The sequence below is a fragment of the Pseudomonas asturiensis genome (assembly GCF_900143095.1).
GTDB lineage: Bacteria > Pseudomonadota > Gammaproteobacteria > Pseudomonadales > Pseudomonadaceae > Aquipseudomonas > Aquipseudomonas asturiensis.
In genome coordinates, this window is sequence record NZ_FRDA01000003.1 from 1 (window position 1) to 17,830 (window position 17,830).

The following is a 17,830-nucleotide window of genomic DNA, read 5'->3' on the forward strand; positions in this document are numbered from 1 at the left end:
AGTCCACTCCTACGGGCTGAGTGTGATCGTGGGAGCGGACTTGTCCGCGAAGAGGGCACGTCGGCGTGGTATGCCCATGGGCCTGTCGCTGAGTAGCCGGCTGTTTCAGCCTTTACGCTTCAGCGGTTCAGCTTCGAACTTCACGCCTGCCAGGCCGTGCTTGATCAGGGCGCGAATGTTGCCGTGGTCGCTGCCCTCTGGTGTAGCGAGTACCGATCGGTAATGTTCGCCGAACGCGAGTAACGCTTCTTCGTCGCTCAGGCCTTCCAGCAGGGCCATGCCCAGGGTTTTGCACGAGCCTTCGTTCTGGCCCGCTGCGTTGTCGACGTCGCCATTACGGAACGCTTGTGGCTGGTAGTCATAGGTATCGGCGATGAACGCCAGGGTGTCGGCAAAGGCGTGCTCGCCGCTGCGCAGGTGTGTGCGCAGGGTGTTCAGTTCAGTCATGCTTGGGTTCCTTGCTAAAGGCAGCCTGTTGCTCGGCGCTGGCTTCTTTCTGGTATTGAGCTTTCCACTCGCTGTACGGCATGCCGTAGACCACTTCACGGGCGTCATCGAGGCTGATGTCGATGTGTTTTTCGTCTGCGGCAGCCTTGTACCACTTGGACAGGCAGTTACGGCAGAAGCCGGACAGGTTCATCAGGTCGATGTTCTGGACATCCTTGCGGCTGTCCAGATGGGCGACCAGTCGGCGAAAGGCGGCGGCTTCGAGTTCGAGGCGTTCTTGCTCGGTCATGACGGGCTCTTTTCAGTCAGTAAAGTCGCGTCATGATAAGAGTTTCAGCGTTGACCGGCGAGCGTGATCGAGACTGACTCGGCAAAACGCAGTGCATGCGGTTTGTCGACTTCCACTTCAGCGTACGTCACGGCCTGATGGGTCATCACCAGGTCGAGCACTTCCTGGGTCAGTCTTTCCAGCAATGCAAAGCGATTGCCTTCCACGTGCTGAATGACCGCTTTGGTGATGGTGCGGTAGTTGAGCGCGTGCTCGATATCGTTGTCGCGGACCGCTTCCTGGGCTGCATACAGAATCGTCAGGTTGATCAACACGTCCTGCTTGTTGAGGATCTCGTCTTCATTGATGCCAATGAAGGTGCGCAGGCGCAGGTCCTTGACGCGAATGCGAGCGGTGCCGGGTTCCAGGCGGGCCATTACTGTTTGCTCCTTCCGATCAGTTGCAGAAACTCCATGCGCGTCGTGCTCGATTCGCGAAAGGCACCCAGCATGACCGAGGTATTCATGGTCGAGTTCTGCTTTTCGACACCGCGCATCATCATGCACATGTGTTTGGCCTCGATCACAACAGCCACGCCGGAAGCACCGGTCACGTCCTTGATCGCCTCGGCGATCTGGCGCGTCAGGTTCTCCTGAATCTGCAGGCGTCGCGCGAACATGTCCACGATGCGTGCGATCTTGGACAGACCCAGTACCTTGCCGGTCGGAATGTAAGCGACATGAGCCTTGCCGATGAAGGGCAGCAGGTGGTGTTCGCACAACGAGTACAGCTCGATGTTCTGGACGATGACCATTTCATCGTTGTCTGACGCGAACAGAGCGCCGTTGACGATTTCTTCAACGCTCTGGGTGTACCCATGACACAGGTACTGCATCGCTTTGGCAGCGCGTTTTGGCGTGTCCAGAAGACCTTCGCGATCCGGATCCTCACCGAGGCCGACCAGAATGTCTCGATAATGCTGTGGCAGGGATAAGCTCATCAGATTGATCCTCGGGGCGGCCTACTTGACGTGCCGTCCGCCGTTTACGGTCAGTGTTGTGCCGGTGACATAAGTGCTGTCCAGAAGGTAGCGCAGGCTCTGGTAGATCACTTCTGCACCAGGCTCTATGCCCAGCGCCGACTTGGCGAGGGCGTTGGCGCGGTATGCAGCGTCGTCCTTGGGTTGGAACATCAGCAGTGCCGGAGCAATGCCATTGACCTTGATGCGCGGCGCGAGCCGTGCGGCGAATGACAGTGTCAGGCTTTCCAGGCCTGCCTTGCTGGCGCAATACGCGATGTGCTTGCTGCTGCCTTTGCGCGTGACGTCGTCACTGATGTGAACGATGTCGGCGACCTCGCTGACATGCAGCAATGATGCGCAGTGCAAATTGATCAGATAGGGCGCGAGCATGTGCACGCTGAACATCTGCGCAAATTGCTCTGCTTCGTCGCCTGGCGTTTCCGTCAGCCATTCGGATGCGTTGTGCACGATGGCACGCAGACTGTCGGTATGGCTTTTCAGCTCGGCGATAAACGCCATGATCCCTGCTTCGGTGGAGAAATCACCTTTCAGGGCCACAGCCCCTGCCCGACGCAACTCATCGACACTCGGTCGCTCGCTGCGGTAGCTGATGATGACCGGCTGCCCTTGCTCCAGCAGGCGCTGTGCGCAATGCAGACCCACACGCTGGCTGGCGCCTGTGATCAGGATCGGGGCAGAAGAAATGTCCATCGGCAGTTCACGCATCGGGTTGTTGAGAGGGCATCTGCGGTCCGGTCGGGAAAACAACCTGCTTCAAAATGTTGCCCGGACTGAAGGCAAACTTATACCAGAGAATTTTTTTGTACAACCCTGATTGCCACAAGACTGACGCTCTTTGGGTAAGCGACGCGTCTGGCGGGCGAAAAGTCAGGGGGTTGAGCGGTCTCTGTGCGCGGGCAGGACCTGTACCGATTCGTGAACTCTGTACAGGTCTTGTCGCGGTTTATCGGGAGGAGGCGGAGTGCGCTCGGCGTGCGGCCGTGGCAGGCGTGCTCTGTAGCCAGCGGGCGAGCAGGCGTGTTGACAGCGGGATGAACAGATACACCATCAGCGGCGTCAGCACGGCTGTACTGATCATGATGCGTGGCAGCAGATCGAGATGATTGAGCAATGGGCCCAGCAGGAAGTTGAAGATCAACGACACGGGGAAGAAGGCCAGCCATATCGCCACAGCCTGCTTCCAGCGCGGCGGGCGTTGATCGGCAGCACCGAACCAGCCGTCGATGCCACTCACACGATGTTCCGAGGGCTGGGCAAAAAGACCACTGCCGCGCACCAGCCAGGAGCGTCGCGACGCGGAATGCTCCCAGGTGTGCATGGTCTGCTCGTCGGCAAAGCGGAAAATGATCTGGAATTCATCGTCTCCCGGCGGAGGAGCCAGCACGCCGGAGCCGAGGTAGCCGGGAAAGTCGGTAGCCAGTTGTTCGCCCTCATGCAGCCAGGCAATCAACTCTTGATAGCGGCCATGGGCAACACGGCGCGCGACCATCAGCGTGACGGGTGAGGTAGACATTGTGTATCTCCGGTAGAGGCGTGAGAATCCCGGATAGGGAGGTCACATGACAGGGCACCGGGGTGTTGGGCCGCGTCAGCTTCAGTCAGAAGCAAGCAAGGATTATTCCCGAATCCCGCTAAAACAAGTAGAACTTTGTGACGGGCCACGGGACTCAGACCTTGAGGCCTGTCGAGATAGACCTCTCGATGAGGCTGTTTACAATGCGGTGCACACTAATAAGTGATGATCGGTATGAGCCATTCACCCCATGACAGCTGTGTCGAAAAGAATCCCGACCACGATTTCAAGCACAAAGAGCTGTTTCCCATTCGTGAAGTTGCCCGGCTGACGGGCGTCAACCCGATCACGTTACGTGCCTGGGAACGCCGCTATGGGTTGATTCGGCCCACGCGCACCGCAAGTGGCCACCGTCTTTACTCGTTGTCGGATATCGAGACCGTGCGTCGTATCCTGGTCTGGACGGAGCGCGGCGTGGCGGTCAGCAAGGTGAGCAGGATGCTGGCGCGCGCCGAGAGCGCCTCTGTTCAGTGCGATACGGCACTCGACCCGATATCGCGAACCGACCGGGCCCGGTGGCAGGTGATGTTGCGTGAAGCCATCGGACGGTTCGATGAGCAGCGCCTCGAGCAGGTCTATGGACAGGTTTTTTCCACCTGCTCGTTGACGGTGGTGTTCGAAGACATTCTCATGCCGATCTGGCGCGACCTGCTGCTGGATCAGGATACGTTCGGCTGTACCAGTGAATGGCTGTTCCTCGACGCTTTCCTGCAGCGTCGTGTTCAGCAACGTTTGCACCTGGCAATCGAGCCAGGTACGTCCTGTGTGCTACTTGCCGGCTTGCCCGAACAGGACAGGGCGCTTGAGTTGTGGGTGGCGGGACTGCTGATGGGCAGTTCCGGGCACAGCGTGCGGGTATTGCCTGTCGGCCAGCCATTCGAGGAACTGGGCCTGGTGTGCAACAGGATCAGGCCGGCAGCGCTCGTGCTGTTTTCCAATAGCCCGCCAGCCGCAGGATTGCCCGCGCGTCTGGTTCGACTGGCGCTGGCGATCGAGTGTCCGGTATTGCTGGCCGGCGAAGCGGCGCATCTTGCGGGCGAAGGGCTCGCAGGGTCAGTCATTGGTTGTCTGGGCAGCGATGGTCTTTCGATGCGGCAACTGTTGAGACGGTTCATGGCCGGTCTGATGGACACATAAGCAGGTGGCAGGCTTCACCACGTCTTCGACGTGAGGCACCGCACATCGTGTAGGCGCTGACTTGTCCGCGAAAAGGTCGATAAATTCGATGAAGAGGCTGTAGCTGAACGGCTGCATTCGCGGACAAACGGAGCGACGCTCTGTCCGCTGCCACACAATCATTTTTCTTCAGTGGGTACAGGCTGTTTGGCAGGAAGAGGGGCGGGTGTCTCAGCGATGCAGGGTGGGGTGTATGCGCTGGTGTTCCTGCAGGATGTACTGGCGCAATCGCTCCGCATCTTCCTTGCTCTGACTGAGGCGATAGGCCCCGACGTTATTGTCCTTGAGGCGTTCGAGCTTGCCGCGCATGGCGATCGGCACCAGTCCCGGCGGATTGAACCAGGCAGCAAAGTGTTTGGGCAGCTTGCGCTGCTTTCGGCATTCCAGCAAAACGCCCTTGAACGAGAGTTCGTGAACCCAAAGCGAGGTCAGTGCGCCTTTTTCGGTTTCCAGTGGTACAGGCTCTTCCAGCACCAGACGCCATGGGCGAATCTGCGGCCCTTCCTCGAAAATACTGGGCGCGCCCAGTTCAAGGTGCAGCGCGTGAAATTCATCTTCCACCAGATGCAGCGGAAAATTCATCTGCTGGTTTTTGAACTGGGCATGAATGGTCACCTGCTCATGAGCCGCCAGGCGCGTCAACAAATCCTGGATCTGCACGCCGCCATTGACCAGCAGACTGCGCGTGCTGTCACGCACGTTCAGTTTGGGGTTGCGCTGCATGCCCTGGATGAAATCCAGTTCAGCTTGCGTGAGGAGTGAATCAGGTTGCATGGCGTGACTCGGACTAACCGGTAATTGATGAAAAAGACCATTGGATCCGTACGGCGTTCCTGCCGCTCGTCGTATTTTCAGCTATTTCCCGCTTTCAGTGCTTCAATTTCCGCCCTGGCCTCTGCCAACTGTTTCACAAGTTCTTCGATTCGTTGCTCATTCTCCACCTGCACGGTGACATCTTTCTGGATGCCGATGTAATACATCAACTGGTCGGCTTCGTTGCGCACCGGTGTGATAGACAGCTCGTTCCAGAACGTACCGCCGTCCTTGCGGTAGTTGCGCAGGATCTGACGGCAAGACTGACCATCGCGTATTGCGTTATGAATGGCCTCAAGTGCCTCGGGCTGACGGTCGGTTGCCTGGAGAAATCGGCAGTCCTGATAAAGGACTTCCTCAGGGGAGTAACCGGTGAGCGCGGTAAAGCCCTTGTTGGCGTAGATCAGGATGGTGTCTTCACCTTCCTGCTCGGCAACGACGATACCGTCGGTCGAAGCTTCTATTACCTGTTGCAGCAAGGTTGCACTGATCATCGCGTACCCGTCCCGGTGGTTCAGGGCTACATTCTAGAGCCGTGCGCGGCCAGAGTGCGAGTCAGGTTGTCATGCCAGGCTCGGCAGGGCTGAAATGACGTCCATGCCTGAGGCATACTGTCGCCCTTTTTCAAGCTGCCAAAGGATGAGTCATGAGAGTCGCCATTGTATGCGGTTCGGTCTACGGAGCGGCCGAAGAGGTGGCCCGGCATGCTGGCGCCCTGTTGCGTTCGGCCGGGCACGAGACATTGCTCAATTCGCGCATCACCCTGCCCGAACTGTTGGCCTTCGAGCCTCAGGCGCTGCTGGCAGTGACCTCGACCACGGGAATGGGCGAGCTGCCGGACAACATCATGCCGCTCTACTCCCAGCTTCGAGATCAATTGCCCGCCGCCCTGCGTGGGCTGCCCGGTGGTGTGATCGGTCTGGGTGACGCCAGTTACGGCGATACGTTCTGCGCGGGCGGGGAGCAACTGCGTGAGCTGTTCGCAGAACTGGGTGTCAATCAGGTGCAAGCGCTGCTGCAACTGGATGCGAGCGAGAGCGTGACGCCTGAAAGCGATGCCGAGCCATGGCTCGCCGAGTTCATCACGCACCTGGGCTGAAACTATCGCGCTGCGTTATCGCGCACCATTCAGCGGCGGCCGTATTGATTGTGACGCGTGCGGTGCTGGACGACACTCATTGCCTACATTCCTCTGCCAGTGGAGCCAGCAATGAGCGAGTCCGTGCGTTTTGAAGACAAAGTGGTCGTCGTGACAGGCGCCGGTGGCGGCCTTGGGCGCGCCCATGCGCTACTGTTTGCGAAGCACGGGGCCCGGGTAGTGGTCAACGACCTGGGTGGCTCGGCGCACGGTGAAGGCGCCAACGCCTCGGCTGCCGACCGTGTGGTGGCCGAGATTCGCGAAGCAGGTGGCACGGCGGTCGCCAACCATGACTCGGTCACCGAAGGCGGGCACATTGTCCAGCATGCGCTCGACGCCTTCGGCCGCATCGACGTCGTGGTCAACAACGCCGGCATTCTTCGGGACAAGACCTTCACCAAGATGGAGGACGCCGACTGGGATCTGGTTTATCGCGTGCATGTGGAAGGTGCCTACAAAGTCACTCACGCGGCGTGGCCTTACCTGCGCGAGCAGAATTTTGGCCGGGTTATTTTCACGTCATCAACGTCAGGCATTTACGGCAATTTCGGGCAGTCCAACTACGCGACGGCAAAACTTGGGCTGTATGGCCTGACGCGCACCCTGGCGCTGGAAGGACGCAAGAACCGGATATTCGTCAACGCCATCGCCCCGACCGGCGGGACGCGCATGACCGAGGGGCTGATACCGGCCAATGTATTCGAGTTGCTCAAGCCCGAACTGGTCAGCCCGCTGGTGGTGTATCTGGGCAGTGAGTCTTGCCAGGAAAGCGGCAGCCTGTTCGAAGTGGGCGGCGGCTGGATCGGCAAGGTTCGCTGGGAGCGCAGCCTGGGTGCCTGTTTCGATCCGCACGCGGGCTTCAGCCCGCAGGATGTCGCCGACCACTGGCAGGCCATTGGTGATTTTGAAGGCGCGGCACACCCGGCCGACAATATCGAGGCGCTGAAGGAAATGATGGCCAATTTGCAGAAGTCTGTGAGGTAAGTTTCCGTGACAGCAGGCCAGGCGAAACAGGCATGTTTCGCCTCGGTCTATCCGGCATGATGTATACATTTATATTTTCCGAGGCGTCATTTGTCTTCGGAGTAAGAAGCATCTAATGGTGTTGTAGGGTTTTTCCGTTATTCAAGTAAGTCAGGTATGGATTTTTTTAACGCTATTCATTAAGTCTCCCGTTCTCCGATATGACTGCTGAACGCTTTGATAATCGGAGAACATTATGGCCAGATCAATCTGGGGCGACCTTCCGCCCTTCGAAATCCAGACACCCCCGCCACGCGTCAAAAACAAGAGGGCTGCCGTTCAAGTCAGTCAGGTGCTCAGAGAGGTCGGCGAGAACGCGATTGCGCTCAACTCGTTCGAGATGGAAAAACGCAAATTGAAACCCTTGTTCAAGGATTTCAACCCCGAACAGATCACCCCCAAGCAACTCGGCAAGACGGGCATGATGCTGTACAAGTTCGGTTTCATCGACAATCACACGGCGGAGCTGTTGAACCGGGCCGGTGACGAGTTCGACAAAAAAGGCAAAGTGCTCAACCCGGACAAGGAAATCAATGCACTGGAGTTCTTTGCCAACCGCATTATCGATATGAAAGAAAAGACGTCGATGGGCGATCCTTACGCCAGCGTGTTATTGCCCGACTACATCAGAGCCATTCATATCATTCAGAACCTCCAGGTTTTCGCACAATCCGGAGACAGCCCCGATATACGCAAATTCCGGAGTGACGAAAAAAGCGGGGTCAAATCCGGTGCGGTCCACACCAAAGCCTGAGCCGTTCTTTGCGGACGAAAAAAAGCCGCTGCACAAGCAGCGGCTAAACAGACGTTGATCAGGGAGCTGAAAAATCCACGTCATTCGAGGGCGCGCAGGTTAACGCCCATGACGTGGTTGAAACATCCCTGCACAGGATATGCAGCGTTACCTCGACCGCAACAATACCCACCCTGGTCGAGCGGTCAGTGCACGCTGCGATGCGAAGGCAACTGGCTCAGGCGTTCAGCCAGCCTGAGCCTTTGTATCGGATCATCGCTGAGCAGCAGGGCGTGTTGCAGGTCGAAACGTTCGGCCTGTGGGCATTCCAGCAGTTGGTAAAGGCTGGCGCGAGCCATGTGGTCGTTGCTGGTCGCCTGACCGAGTTCGACAATGCGGTCTGCATCCTTGAGGGCAGCCATCAGATCATCATTGAGCGTGTGCAGATGCCTCAGGTTGCGTGAGAGGCGCTGCAGCATGTTCACCGGCGTTGCGCGGGTCATGTGCACGGCGTGCAGTTGCATGGTCGGTCCGAACTGTCGCACCAGCAGTTCGCGGCAGTCCCTGGGGTACAGTCTGCGTCCACCACAGGGATCAAGCAGGTGATCTGCACCCGGTACGCGCAGCAGAAAATGCCCTGGAAAATTGACTCCTTCAAGGCTGATGTCCAGCCGTCTGGCCACTTCCATTGCCACTATTGCCAGCCCCAATGGCTGGCCCCGGCGACGTTCTATCACTTTGTGCAGCAGCGCCGAATCGGGCCGGGGAGGGTTCCAGTCATCCTGTTGAAAACCCAGCGCGCTGAGCTGTCGCAGCATCAACTGAGCGAGTTCGGGGGCGGGTGCCACGGGCAGCGCGTTGCCGATGTGATGCTGTAGATGATCCATCTCGGCCATGACGTCATGGCGAGCAAACCGGACGTCGTGCTCCGTCGAAACCCATAGCGCGGCTTCGAACACAGCGGGCGATATGCGCTGCAGGCAGGCCAGACAATGCTGACGTGGAGTCATGAACCCCTCCCTTCGAACAGGTTCGGTGAAAGCGTGTTGTCGATGATTCCTTGTAGCCCTGCCCACGTATTTCGTCCAGCGCCGCTTGTATCTGCCTGAACGGTCGATTGTTTTTCAGGCCAGCACCTATACTCGCCTGATAAACGAACGGGGAACATTCTAAATGTTCGCTCTCATGCAACAGTCCGGTGTCGAGGCGCTGCACATGGTCAGCGACCCGCAGGTCGGATTGACCGCCGTGATCGCTATCCACAACAGCCGGATGGGACCGGCGCTGGGAGGTTGTCGCTACCTGACCTATCCAGACGAAGAGAGTGCGATAGAGGACGCCATTCGACTGGCAAAGAGCATGAGCTACAAGGCTGCGCTTGCCGGTCTTCCGGTCGGTGGCGGCAAGACCGTGATCATTCGGCCCCCGCGGCTGGTCAGTCGCCCGGCGCTGTTCGAGTCACTGGGGCGCTTCATCGAAACCCTCAACGGGCGGTACATCACAGCGGTCGACAGCGGAACATCCAGCCTCGACATGGACTGCATTGCCCGCGCTACGCACCATGTCACCAGCACCAGTGAAGAGGGCGATCCGTCGCCGAGCACGGCTGTCGGTATTTTTACCGGTATACGCGCCACTGCCATGGCCCGTCTGGGCAGCGATAACCTGGAAGGCCTGCGCGTGGCTATCCAGGGGCTGGGGCATGTGGGCTATCCCCTGGCGGAGCTCCTGCACGCTGCCGGGGCGGAGTTGCTGGTCAGTGATCTGGACAGCGACCGTGTGCAGCGGGCGATGGAGCAGTTCGATGCCCATCCGGTCGCCTGTGAAGCGCTGCTGAGCACTCCGTGCGATATTCTTGCGCCCTGTGCCCTGGGCCATGTATTGAACTGCAAGAGCGTCGCGCAATTGCGCTGCGCGGCAGTGGCAGGGGCTGCCAACAACCAGTTGAGCAGCCTGCAGGTCGCCGACCAACTGGAGGCCCGCGGGATTCTTTATGCGCCGGATTACGTCATCAATTCAGGCGGGCTGATCTACGTCACCCTCAGTCATTACGCGAAGGATCAAAACGCGATCAGCAGCCACTTGTCCCGAATCGGTCTGCGTCTGACTGAAGTTTTCGCCCATTCACAGGCCGAAAAACGCTCGGCGGCACGCATTGCCGATGACATGGCCGAGCGATTGTTGAAGAGGTAACGTCTCGTTTGACGACACGTTTTCTCAGATAGAACCGTCCGATCCGGCCAAGCCTCTCAAACAGCCTGTGGTTGACTGAGCAGAAATGAGTGTCTATTTGCTCAGCGCCTTCACCAGCGCAGGCGTCACATAATGCGGACCGTCGAACAGATACAGGGGATAGCCCTCATACGCCGCAAGCTGGGGTTTCAATTCGGCCGCCGTCGCTGAGCGAAAGCCGCCGCCGACCTGCGGACGAAAGGCTTCGACGATGATCCTCACGCGATGTTTGCCCAGCCGCGCGCGCAAGGCGTCGGCATAGGTACGTGCGACCGGGGCGGTGCGGGCGTAGACGCCGACGCCGTCCTGGAAGAACACACCGATGTCATCCGGCAGCCAGGTTTTCAGCCAGTCGGCGGTCGCAGCAGGGCCGATGTTGGCGCCGTCATAGACGCTGATCCACAACGGTCTTGGCAGTTTTGCCAACAGCGCGGGCAACTCTTTTGCACGGCTCCAGCTGGGATCGACCTCCGCTGGAAAATACCAGCCGGTGACATTGAGCGGCGTCTTGACCTTGGCCAGTTGCGCCGAAAGCGTTGCCAGTTGCTCAATGTTGTCGCGCGACAGGTTTTCACTGAAATGCCCGGCCAGTCCCAGAATCACATCCTGTGCCCAAGGCTCTTTGCCAATGCGTGCCCAGTCTGGAAGAACCGGTACGGTGGGCAGCGTGGTGCCGGGAATGAATGCCTGGTTATCCACCGCCGTCCATTGCACCAGCAGTTCCCGTGCGCCCAGCCTGTCCCAGTCGCCGCTGATGCCCACGGTGGCATTATCTGGCTGCCAGACGATCCCGACGATGTTCGAGCCTTTGGAGGGAAACAGCTGACCGAGCTCGCCCGTCACGATGCCGAGCACACCGATCAGCAGCGCCGCCAACGAGGTCTTGATCAAGGGCCTTCCCTGCAACAGCGACATGAGGCCCTTCAAGCATTGTCCCTCGATCCACGTTGCGCCAGTGCGATCACCATGAAAAGGTCATACGTGCGAACACGCCCTCGGCGCGATCGTCGCCGAATACCTTCTCGCGGTACTGCACGGAAAAATCGACGTAGGACTGTGGTGCCTTGTACTTGTCCTCGCGGAACCAGTAGCGCACGCCCGTGCCGACGCCCAGCCCGCCCGCATTACCGGACGAGGTGCGGTTCTGGCCCAGTGCATCGACTTCGCTGCGCATTTTCGAGTCGTAGTCCACCGCGGCGACCACATGCGGGAACACCACCAGCCTGGGGCTGATGCTGTCCAGGCGGAAACTGCGGCCGACCTGCCATTCACTGTTGAAGTAATTGCGCTTGTCCTGCAGGTATCGACCGCCTTCCAGGTACAGCTGCGAGGTCCACCAACTGGGCACATCGACGCGCAGGTCGGTACCGATGCTGGAGCCGTAGCCCAGCCGCACCAGCCAATCGCCGTCGATATTCGAACGGCCGATCGGAAAGGTCCGCTCCAGCGCACCGATCACGTTGACGCTGCTGAACGGCTTGACCCGCACCCCAAGCGCGCCCTGCAAGGCATCTGCGCCGGTGTCGGCGCTGCTTTCCTTGCTCCAGAGTGTGTCGGTCACCCGACCATACAATTCGACAAAGCGCGCATTGCGATAGCCGAACGGCCGCCAGAACACTTCGGTGCTGTTCTGCACGCTGTCACTGTTGCCGCCGGGTGCGCCATTCAGGCCGCTTGAGGTGCTGGCGCCGCGGTACGTGGTGGTGTTGGTCACGCCCCATTCGCGGGACAGGTCCGAGACTGCGCGGCGAGTGTCGAACACCTGCTGATCGGGCATGCGCAGATCACCGGTCTGCTGGTAATCCAGAACGCGCCGGAAATATGCGATGGCTTGCGCGTCATCGTCGTTACGCATGGCGCTGTACGCAGCATCCTGAACCTCCTTGGGCTTGAGCCCGAACTGCCGGTCCACTCGCTTGAATTCGTTCAGCGCACCGCGATCATCGCCTGCCTGGCTGAGCATATAGGCAAGCTGGACTTCGTCACCGGGATGCAGCTCGCCAGCGTCACGGGCTTTCTGCATGCGCAGCATGGCCTCTTTGGGCTGCCCCATCGCGGCGTACAGCGACGCCTGTTCGCGCAGTGACAGGTTGCCGACGGCAAGCGCCTGGGCAAAGTCCTGGCGGGCACCGGAGGTGTCGCCCAGGCGCTGACGCATTTGCCCGCGCTGGACGAGCAAGGTCGCATCATTGCCATTGAGCGCCAGCGCTTCGGTCGCTGCAGAGCGGGCCTCGCTGAATTGCTGTTGGGCGATCAGTGCGCTGACCAGCAGTTTTCGATACGCCACTTGCCGGGGGAAACGACGCACCGCATCACGGGCTTCGCTGACCGCCGTTTCGCTGTCGCCACGGGCCAGCGCGGCATAGCCGCTGGCAGCCGTATTCTCCGCCAACTGTTCCTGAATCGCCTGTTGGCGTCGGGTCAGCGCCGGTTGCGGTCCGACCGCCTGAGTCGCTTCATCGATTGCCACTTGAGCCTCATCCAGCCGCTGCTGACGTTGCAGCGCTTCGATCAGCATCATGCGGTAGTCGAGATTCTTCGGTGCCTGGGCCACGGCCTTGCGCGCATGTTGCGCCGAGCGCTCGTAGTCGCGGTTGGCGTAGGCACGCAGGGCAAGATTGCCTTCCAGATAGCCAGGCTTTGGTCGTGCAGCAGGATAGCGTTGCGGATGATCACGCCGGTCCTTGTCGCGCTCGGCCAGTGCGATCAGTTTACGCAACTGATCGGCGTCCTCGCGCTGGCGCAAGGCTTCACGCGCCTTGGCAATGGCCAGGTCGTAATCCTTGCGGTTGTAGGCCGCGTACGCTTCGTTGGCGACGGCGTAGGCGGGGCCGGTCAACGGCAGCGGCAGGATCTGCGCCTGGCTGAACGATGAACACAGGCTCAGGCCGGTCGCCATGACGGACAGGATGAACGGGCGCTTCATAGCGGCTGCTCCGTGGGGGCGTCAGGTCGGTAATGGTCGTGCTGACGCGCCACGGCCTGCTCGATGGTTTCGCGCGGCAGCACACCGATGTCGACCAGGTAATCGCCGATCCGGCCGTGTATGTGGGGGCGATAGCCGAGCATGGCCTTGCTGAACACCTCCCGCTCCAGCAGTCCTTGTTCGATCAGCAGGTCGCCCAGCAGTGGCGCTGTGGCCGGCAGTGGTTGACCGTCGACTGCCTGCAACAGGCGCAGTTGCGCGACGATTTCGCTTTCGCGCGCGATCAGTTGCACAGGCTCTGCACCCAGTTGCTCGGTAATCTGCCGCAATCCTTCTTCGGGAAGCGGGCTGGCAACCGCGAGTTCCTGCCGCCCCTGAATGTCGGCGGCCAGGGGCACGGCGCGCCAGCGCAGACAGAATTCGTCGGCGAGCGTCGAGTCGGTAGCGCGTTTGCTGGCGATGTCGAACACCCGAGGCAGGTCGCTCTGGAACGCAATGGCTTCGGCCAGGGTTTCATCGTCGAGCCAGCCGTGGCTCAGCAGGATGCGCCCCAACGGCAGCTTGCGGGTCTGCTGTTCAGTCAGCGCGGTTTGCAGTTTCTCGTCGTTGATGGCTTGCCACGACAACAACACGCTGCCCAGCCGACGCGGCGCGATGGCAACCAGGTCGGTGGACGGAAAGTCGTGCATGGTCTTGTCCCAGGCCAGTTTGCGATTGAGCAGCTTGCCCACCAGAAACATGCGCCACGCCCGCGCCGCAGCCATGAAGTTGACGAAATTGCCAACCACCATGCGCGGCAGCGACAGCAAACCGTGCTGCCAGCCGTAGAGAATCGTCGTGAAATAAAAGCGATGCACCATGCGCCATAGCAGCGCAATGCCGTTGGCCACCAGCAGGTATTTGATGATGCCGTTGGTTTCGAACGGTGTGGGGAAACTGGTATTCCACAGCCCGCTGGCACGCAACACGATCAACGCCACCAACTGCACCAGGATGATGTAAGCAATGATGCTGACAAACGAAGTCACCACGCCCTTGCGGTCGCGAAACAACAGGTAGCGGTTGGCAAGCGAGCCGCTCCAGCCCATCTGTTCCCAGCCTTGCAGACCGATGCCCAGCGTCCAGCGAGCCTTTTGGCGAAACGCGGTGCGGAAGGTATCGGGGAAAAACTCGCGCACGCACAACGGCATTTCCAGCGTCGATTCGTACGGCTTGCGAAACCAGGATTTGCGCAGCACACGAAACTGCACCGGAAAGCGCACGAAAATCGCCTGCATGCCGTATTTCGCCAGGCGCGCGCCGACGTCGTAGTCTTCGGTCAGGCTTTCGGTGTTGAACGGCTGATTCTGGTTTTCATCGGCCAGCACCATCAAGGCGCGACGCGAAAAACAGGTGCCTACGCCTGCGGACGGCACGGTATCGGTCATGCTTTCGCGTACCACCAGGTCCTTGCCGTGCCATTCGGCGAACTCGTCCATGTACGTGCCCGCCACCCATTCATACCAATTGCGTTCCAGCGACACGACCGGCAACTGGATCATGTCCTTGCGCGGCAGCAGGTAGTTGAACAGGCGCAATTCCAGCGGGTGCAGCACGTCTTCACTGTCGTGCAGGATCGTGCCGGCGAACTGCACGGCATGGGTCTGCTCATATAGAAAGATGGCCTGGATCACCCAGTTCAGGCAGTCGGCCTTGCACGTGGGACCGTCGTGCGGGACCTCCACACGGTGCAACTGCTTGTAACGACGACGCATGCGCTCCACCTCGTCGATGGTGCGCTGGTCGTTGATGTAGGTGCCGACGAAGACGACGTAGTTCTGGTAGTCGAGGGTCGACACCATGTTCTCGATCATCGGCGCAATGACGTCGTATTCCAGCCAGGCCGGAACCATGATCGCCAGCGGCTGCTCGTCGCGGGCCATCAGTTGTTCGGCGGTCAGTGGCCGGTAGCGGCGTTCAGCAGTGAACTTGCGGTACAGCCGTCTGGCCCAGTACCAGACGTCGATGATCAGGTCATCGATGCTCGACACCAGAATGATCAAGCCGACGACGATGGTCGCGACTTCCAGCACGCTGTAGTAATGGGCCAGCCAGTACGGCCAATAAAGCGACGTCATTGCGGCTTCCTGTTACGAGCGGTTGCGACGGGCGCGACGGCCAGCCAGCAACAGCAGAAGGAAGACCACGACAGCGCCCGGAATCAGCCACAGCAGCGACGGTTTGCGCCACGCATCCAGACCGGTCGGTTCGTTGTCCTCGATCATCTGGCTGCCGGTCGGGTCGCGGGCGTCGAACGTGACGATCGGGCCACTGTCTGCCAGCAGCGTCGCATTGCCGCGTTCCAGTAGCAGCGGACGCGCAAAGTCCGGAGCCTGTCCGCCGAGGGTGCGATAGACCATGCCATGCTGGCTGCCCGCATCGATCACTTGCAGCGAGGCGAGGTGATTGAGCGTCTTGAGATCGAGCAGCGTCTGCTCTTTGTGATTGATCAGCAGGTGCCCGTCGCTTCCGACCCTGACCGATTCGGTGCTGTCTTTGACAGGCACTTCGAAGGCCAGAAACGCCTTCTCAGGCGTCACCGCGACGCTGATGTCGTCACTCACATTGAGTTGCGCACGCAGCGGCGAAACGCCTGACGCGCTGGCGACACGGATAACCTGTGGCAGGCTGTCTGCCGGACGGTCCAGCCAGGTTTTGGGGATCATCACTTGAGTGCCGGCGGCGAAACGCGCCGCCATGCCGGAAAAGTCGTTGTCAGGGGTCACCTTGTCGATGACCACATGGCTGGTGGGCAATACCGAGATCGGGAACGCCTGCGGCGTCTCCAGGCACTGGTTGCTGACCGGTTGACGCTGAAAGGACACGCGCAATACGTTCTGTGCGGCCAGCGCGTAACGCGGAATACGGGCTTCGATGCGTTCTTTGCGGCCATCGGCATTCAGTTGCATGGCGCCGATCAGGTAGTCATTGAGAAATAGCGTGGCCACAGGTGGTGTGCCCGATGCTCCGGGCGCTGCAGCGACGTCGATCATCGCGGTCACCGGGACACGACCGTCGTAGGCCACACTGCCCAGCGGGAACGAAGCACTCCAGTCGGTCTTGGCCAACACATCCACAGTGCCGGGTTTGCCACCCAGTCGGGTCAGCGCCACTCGGCCGTCTTCGCTGAGCGGCATGGCGGCTTCTTCGCCGATGGTCAATTGACGAGTGAGCGCCAGCTTGTTCCAGGCAGAGCTGAACAGGCCAATGGCTTTTTCGGCAGATTCAGGCTTGATCATTAGCAGGGCGCGATTGCCCAGTAACGCGAGGCTGACGTCGTTACCGGCAGACGTGGCCATGGGCTTTTTGCCCTGACGCTCACGCCACTGGCCGAGTGCGCTGGCGGCCGAGGCATCGAGCCCTTGAACCTGCTGCTGCAAGGCGTTCAGCGAGTCGTCGATGGCCTTGAGCAATTGTGGATCGTTGATGGCCAGATCGGCCTGCAGTGCCGGGGTTTGGCCCAGCATCAGCAAGGCGCCGATTTCTGCCTGATTCTTCAGGGTGTACTGGCTCTGGCCGTCGAGGCTGGCAAACGCCGGGATCTGCTTCAGCTCGGCAGGTACACGCAGGCCGCTGAGGTCAATGCTGTCCTGCACGGCCGGAAACGGCAGAATCCTGGCCTGCTTGCCGATGCGTTCCAGCGCGACACCCAGACGCCAGGCAGCGTCATAACTGGCGCTGGACAACGTACCGGGCGCGACCAGCAAGCCGGGTTTGCCCGGCAGCGCATTCCATGCCGCGCCGACATCCTGCAACTGGCTGGCGTCATAGCTGTACGTCAGGCGAGTGTGCGGATCGATGCGCAGCACATTGCCGATCGCCCGCTGATCTTCGCAGAGGGTTTTCGAAATCACCGACGACCAGGCGATGCCCAGTCGCACCGAGCCGGTTTCCCGCTTGCTTTTATCCACGCCCAGCGTCGCACTGGCATTGCCTTGCTCTTCGTTGAGACCCAGCGCGCGCACCGGATAACCGTCCAGCGACAGCAGCAGCGTATTACGACCCGCTTCGCCGTTCAGGTAGCTGGCATCGAAATTCAGGGTCGCGTCGGTCAATGCGACGTTGGCCGGAACCGGCAGATAAAACTCACGGCGCGCATCGGTGGCGCTGAGAATGATCGGACGGTCGATGCCCAATTCTCGCAGTTCCACCACGCGCTCCTGATGGGCGTCGGTGGTGATGCGGTTGATAGCCTGAGTCAACGGGCTTTCTGCAGCCAGTGCAAAGGTGGGCATCAGAGCCAGCAGGCTCATTCCGCAGGCAAGGGCGTTCAACGCGCCCGTGTTCACGGTAACGGAAGATTTCATCAGGCAGATCTCTTTGGGGCTCAAGGCCGTTGGGTCCAGGTGCGGGGCGGGCCCGCGAAAACGGTTGTACCGGCGCTCGGTCTGGACCGGGCGCCCTGAAGTGTTTGCGGGGT

Annotated in this window: 18 protein-coding genes; 5 read left to right on the forward strand and 13 right to left on the reverse strand. The window is 60.0% G+C overall.

The window, feature by feature from the left end; all coding sequences use genetic code 11:
* Nucleotides 1-105: 105 nt before the first annotated feature.
* The 6 genes from BUB69_RS05675 to BUB69_RS05700 form a co-directional block, all read right to left on the reverse strand.
* Nucleotides 106-447, reverse strand: coding sequence for a HopJ type III effector protein (locus tag BUB69_RS05675; protein ID WP_073163277.1), 342 nt, complete (start codon nucleotides 445-447; stop codon nucleotides 106-108).
* The gene (locus tag BUB69_RS05680) at nucleotides 440-736 is read right to left on the reverse strand and encodes a DUF1244 domain-containing protein (RefSeq protein WP_073163279.1); all 297 of its coding nucleotides are present in this window, start codon (nucleotides 734-736) and stop codon (nucleotides 440-442) included. Before BUB69_RS05680 ends, BUB69_RS05675 begins: the two co-directional genes overlap by 8 nt.
* A gap of 44 nt (nucleotides 737-780) precedes the next feature.
* Nucleotides 781-1,152 (reverse strand): dihydroneopterin triphosphate 2'-epimerase, encoded by a 372-nt coding sequence (gene folX / locus BUB69_RS05685; protein WP_024688638.1) that lies wholly within the window; start codon nucleotides 1,150-1,152, stop codon nucleotides 781-783.
* Nucleotides 1,152-1,715, reverse strand: a complete 564-nt coding sequence (gene folE, locus BUB69_RS05690) for a GTP cyclohydrolase I FolE (protein ID WP_073163282.1) — start codon at nucleotides 1,713-1,715, stop codon at nucleotides 1,152-1,154. The genes folX and folE overlap by 1 nt, the downstream gene beginning before the upstream one ends.
* 21 nt (nucleotides 1,716-1,736) lie before the next feature.
* The gene (gene folM / locus BUB69_RS05695; protein WP_175561660.1) at nucleotides 1,737-2,441 is read right to left on the reverse strand and encodes a dihydromonapterin reductase; all 705 of its coding nucleotides are present in this window, start codon (nucleotides 2,439-2,441) and stop codon (nucleotides 1,737-1,739) included.
* Nucleotides 2,442-2,700: 259 nt separating this feature from the next.
* Nucleotides 2,701-3,270, reverse strand: coding sequence for a putative antibiotic biosynthesis monooxygenase (locus tag BUB69_RS05700; RefSeq protein WP_073163284.1), 570 nt, complete (start codon nucleotides 3,268-3,270; stop codon nucleotides 2,701-2,703).
* 234 nt (nucleotides 3,271-3,504) lie between these two features.
* Between BUB69_RS05700 and BUB69_RS05705 the strand changes: the two genes are divergently transcribed.
* Nucleotides 3,505-4,467, forward strand: coding sequence for a MerR family transcriptional regulator (locus BUB69_RS05705; protein ID WP_073164303.1), 963 nt, complete (start codon nucleotides 3,505-3,507; stop codon nucleotides 4,465-4,467).
* 210 nt (nucleotides 4,468-4,677) lie between these two features.
* Here BUB69_RS05705 and BUB69_RS05710 read toward each other — a convergent pair whose 3' ends face one another.
* Nucleotides 4,678-5,280: a hypothetical protein gene (locus BUB69_RS05710; RefSeq protein WP_073163286.1), complete on the reverse strand. Its 603-nt coding sequence runs from the start codon at nucleotides 5,278-5,280 to the stop codon at nucleotides 4,678-4,680.
* Nucleotides 5,281-5,357: 77 nt separating this feature from the next.
* Complete coding sequence (locus tag BUB69_RS05715) at nucleotides 5,358-5,813, reverse strand: PAS domain-containing protein (protein ID WP_073163288.1); 456 nt, start codon at nucleotides 5,811-5,813, stop codon at nucleotides 5,358-5,360.
* A gap of 152 nt (nucleotides 5,814-5,965) precedes the next feature.
* Here BUB69_RS05715 and BUB69_RS05720 point away from each other — a divergent pair, with 152 nt between their 5' ends.
* The 3 genes from BUB69_RS05720 (at nucleotide 5,966) to BUB69_RS05730 (ending at nucleotide 8,234) form a co-directional block, all read left to right on the forward strand.
* Nucleotides 5,966-6,418, forward strand: coding sequence for a flavodoxin (locus tag BUB69_RS05720; protein ID WP_073163290.1), 453 nt, complete (start codon nucleotides 5,966-5,968; stop codon nucleotides 6,416-6,418).
* 111 nt (nucleotides 6,419-6,529) lie between these two features.
* Entirely contained in the window at nucleotides 6,530-7,441 is a 912-nt protein-coding gene (locus BUB69_RS05725) for an SDR family oxidoreductase (protein ID WP_073163292.1), read from the forward strand.
* Between the two features lie 235 nt (nucleotides 7,442-7,676).
* Complete coding sequence (locus tag BUB69_RS05730) at nucleotides 7,677-8,234, forward strand: hypothetical protein (protein ID WP_073163295.1); 558 nt, start codon at nucleotides 7,677-7,679, stop codon at nucleotides 8,232-8,234.
* Nucleotides 8,235-8,419: 185 nt separating this feature from the next.
* Here the strand turns inward: BUB69_RS05730 and BUB69_RS05735 are convergent, their stop codons facing one another.
* Complete coding sequence (locus BUB69_RS05735; RefSeq protein ID WP_073163298.1) at nucleotides 8,420-9,223, reverse strand: SirB1 family protein; 804 nt, start codon at nucleotides 9,221-9,223, stop codon at nucleotides 8,420-8,422.
* 163 nt (nucleotides 9,224-9,386) lie between these two features.
* On the opposite strand from BUB69_RS05735, the gene BUB69_RS05740 reads away from it, so the two are divergent.
* Nucleotides 9,387-10,406, forward strand: coding sequence for a Leu/Phe/Val dehydrogenase (locus BUB69_RS05740; protein WP_073163300.1), 1,020 nt, complete (start codon nucleotides 9,387-9,389; stop codon nucleotides 10,404-10,406).
* Between the two features lie 93 nt (nucleotides 10,407-10,499).
* Here BUB69_RS05740 and BUB69_RS05745 read toward each other — a convergent pair whose 3' ends face one another.
* From BUB69_RS05745 to BUB69_RS05760, 4 genes are read right to left on the reverse strand one after another with little or no spacing between them, the layout of a single operon-like run.
* A complete protein-coding gene (locus BUB69_RS05745) occupies nucleotides 10,500-11,372 on the reverse strand; it encodes an alpha-amylase family protein (RefSeq protein ID WP_073163302.1) in 873 nt (290 codons plus the stop codon).
* A 34-nt stretch (nucleotides 11,373-11,406) separates the two neighbouring features.
* Entirely contained in the window at nucleotides 11,407-13,371 is a 1,965-nt protein-coding gene (locus BUB69_RS05750) for an NfrA family protein (protein ID WP_073163305.1), read from the reverse strand.
* On the reverse strand, nucleotides 13,368-15,488 hold the full coding sequence (locus BUB69_RS05755) for a glycosyl transferase family protein (RefSeq protein ID WP_073163308.1): 2,121 nt from the start codon (nucleotides 15,486-15,488) through the stop codon (nucleotides 13,368-13,370). The genes BUB69_RS05750 and BUB69_RS05755 overlap by 4 nt, the downstream gene beginning before the upstream one ends.
* A 12-nt stretch (nucleotides 15,489-15,500) precedes the next feature.
* On the reverse strand, nucleotides 15,501-17,717 hold the full coding sequence (locus BUB69_RS05760) for a cellulose biosynthesis cyclic di-GMP-binding regulatory protein BcsB (protein ID WP_073163310.1): 2,217 nt from the start codon (nucleotides 17,715-17,717) through the stop codon (nucleotides 15,501-15,503).
* Nucleotides 17,718-17,830 lie beyond the last annotated feature (113 nt).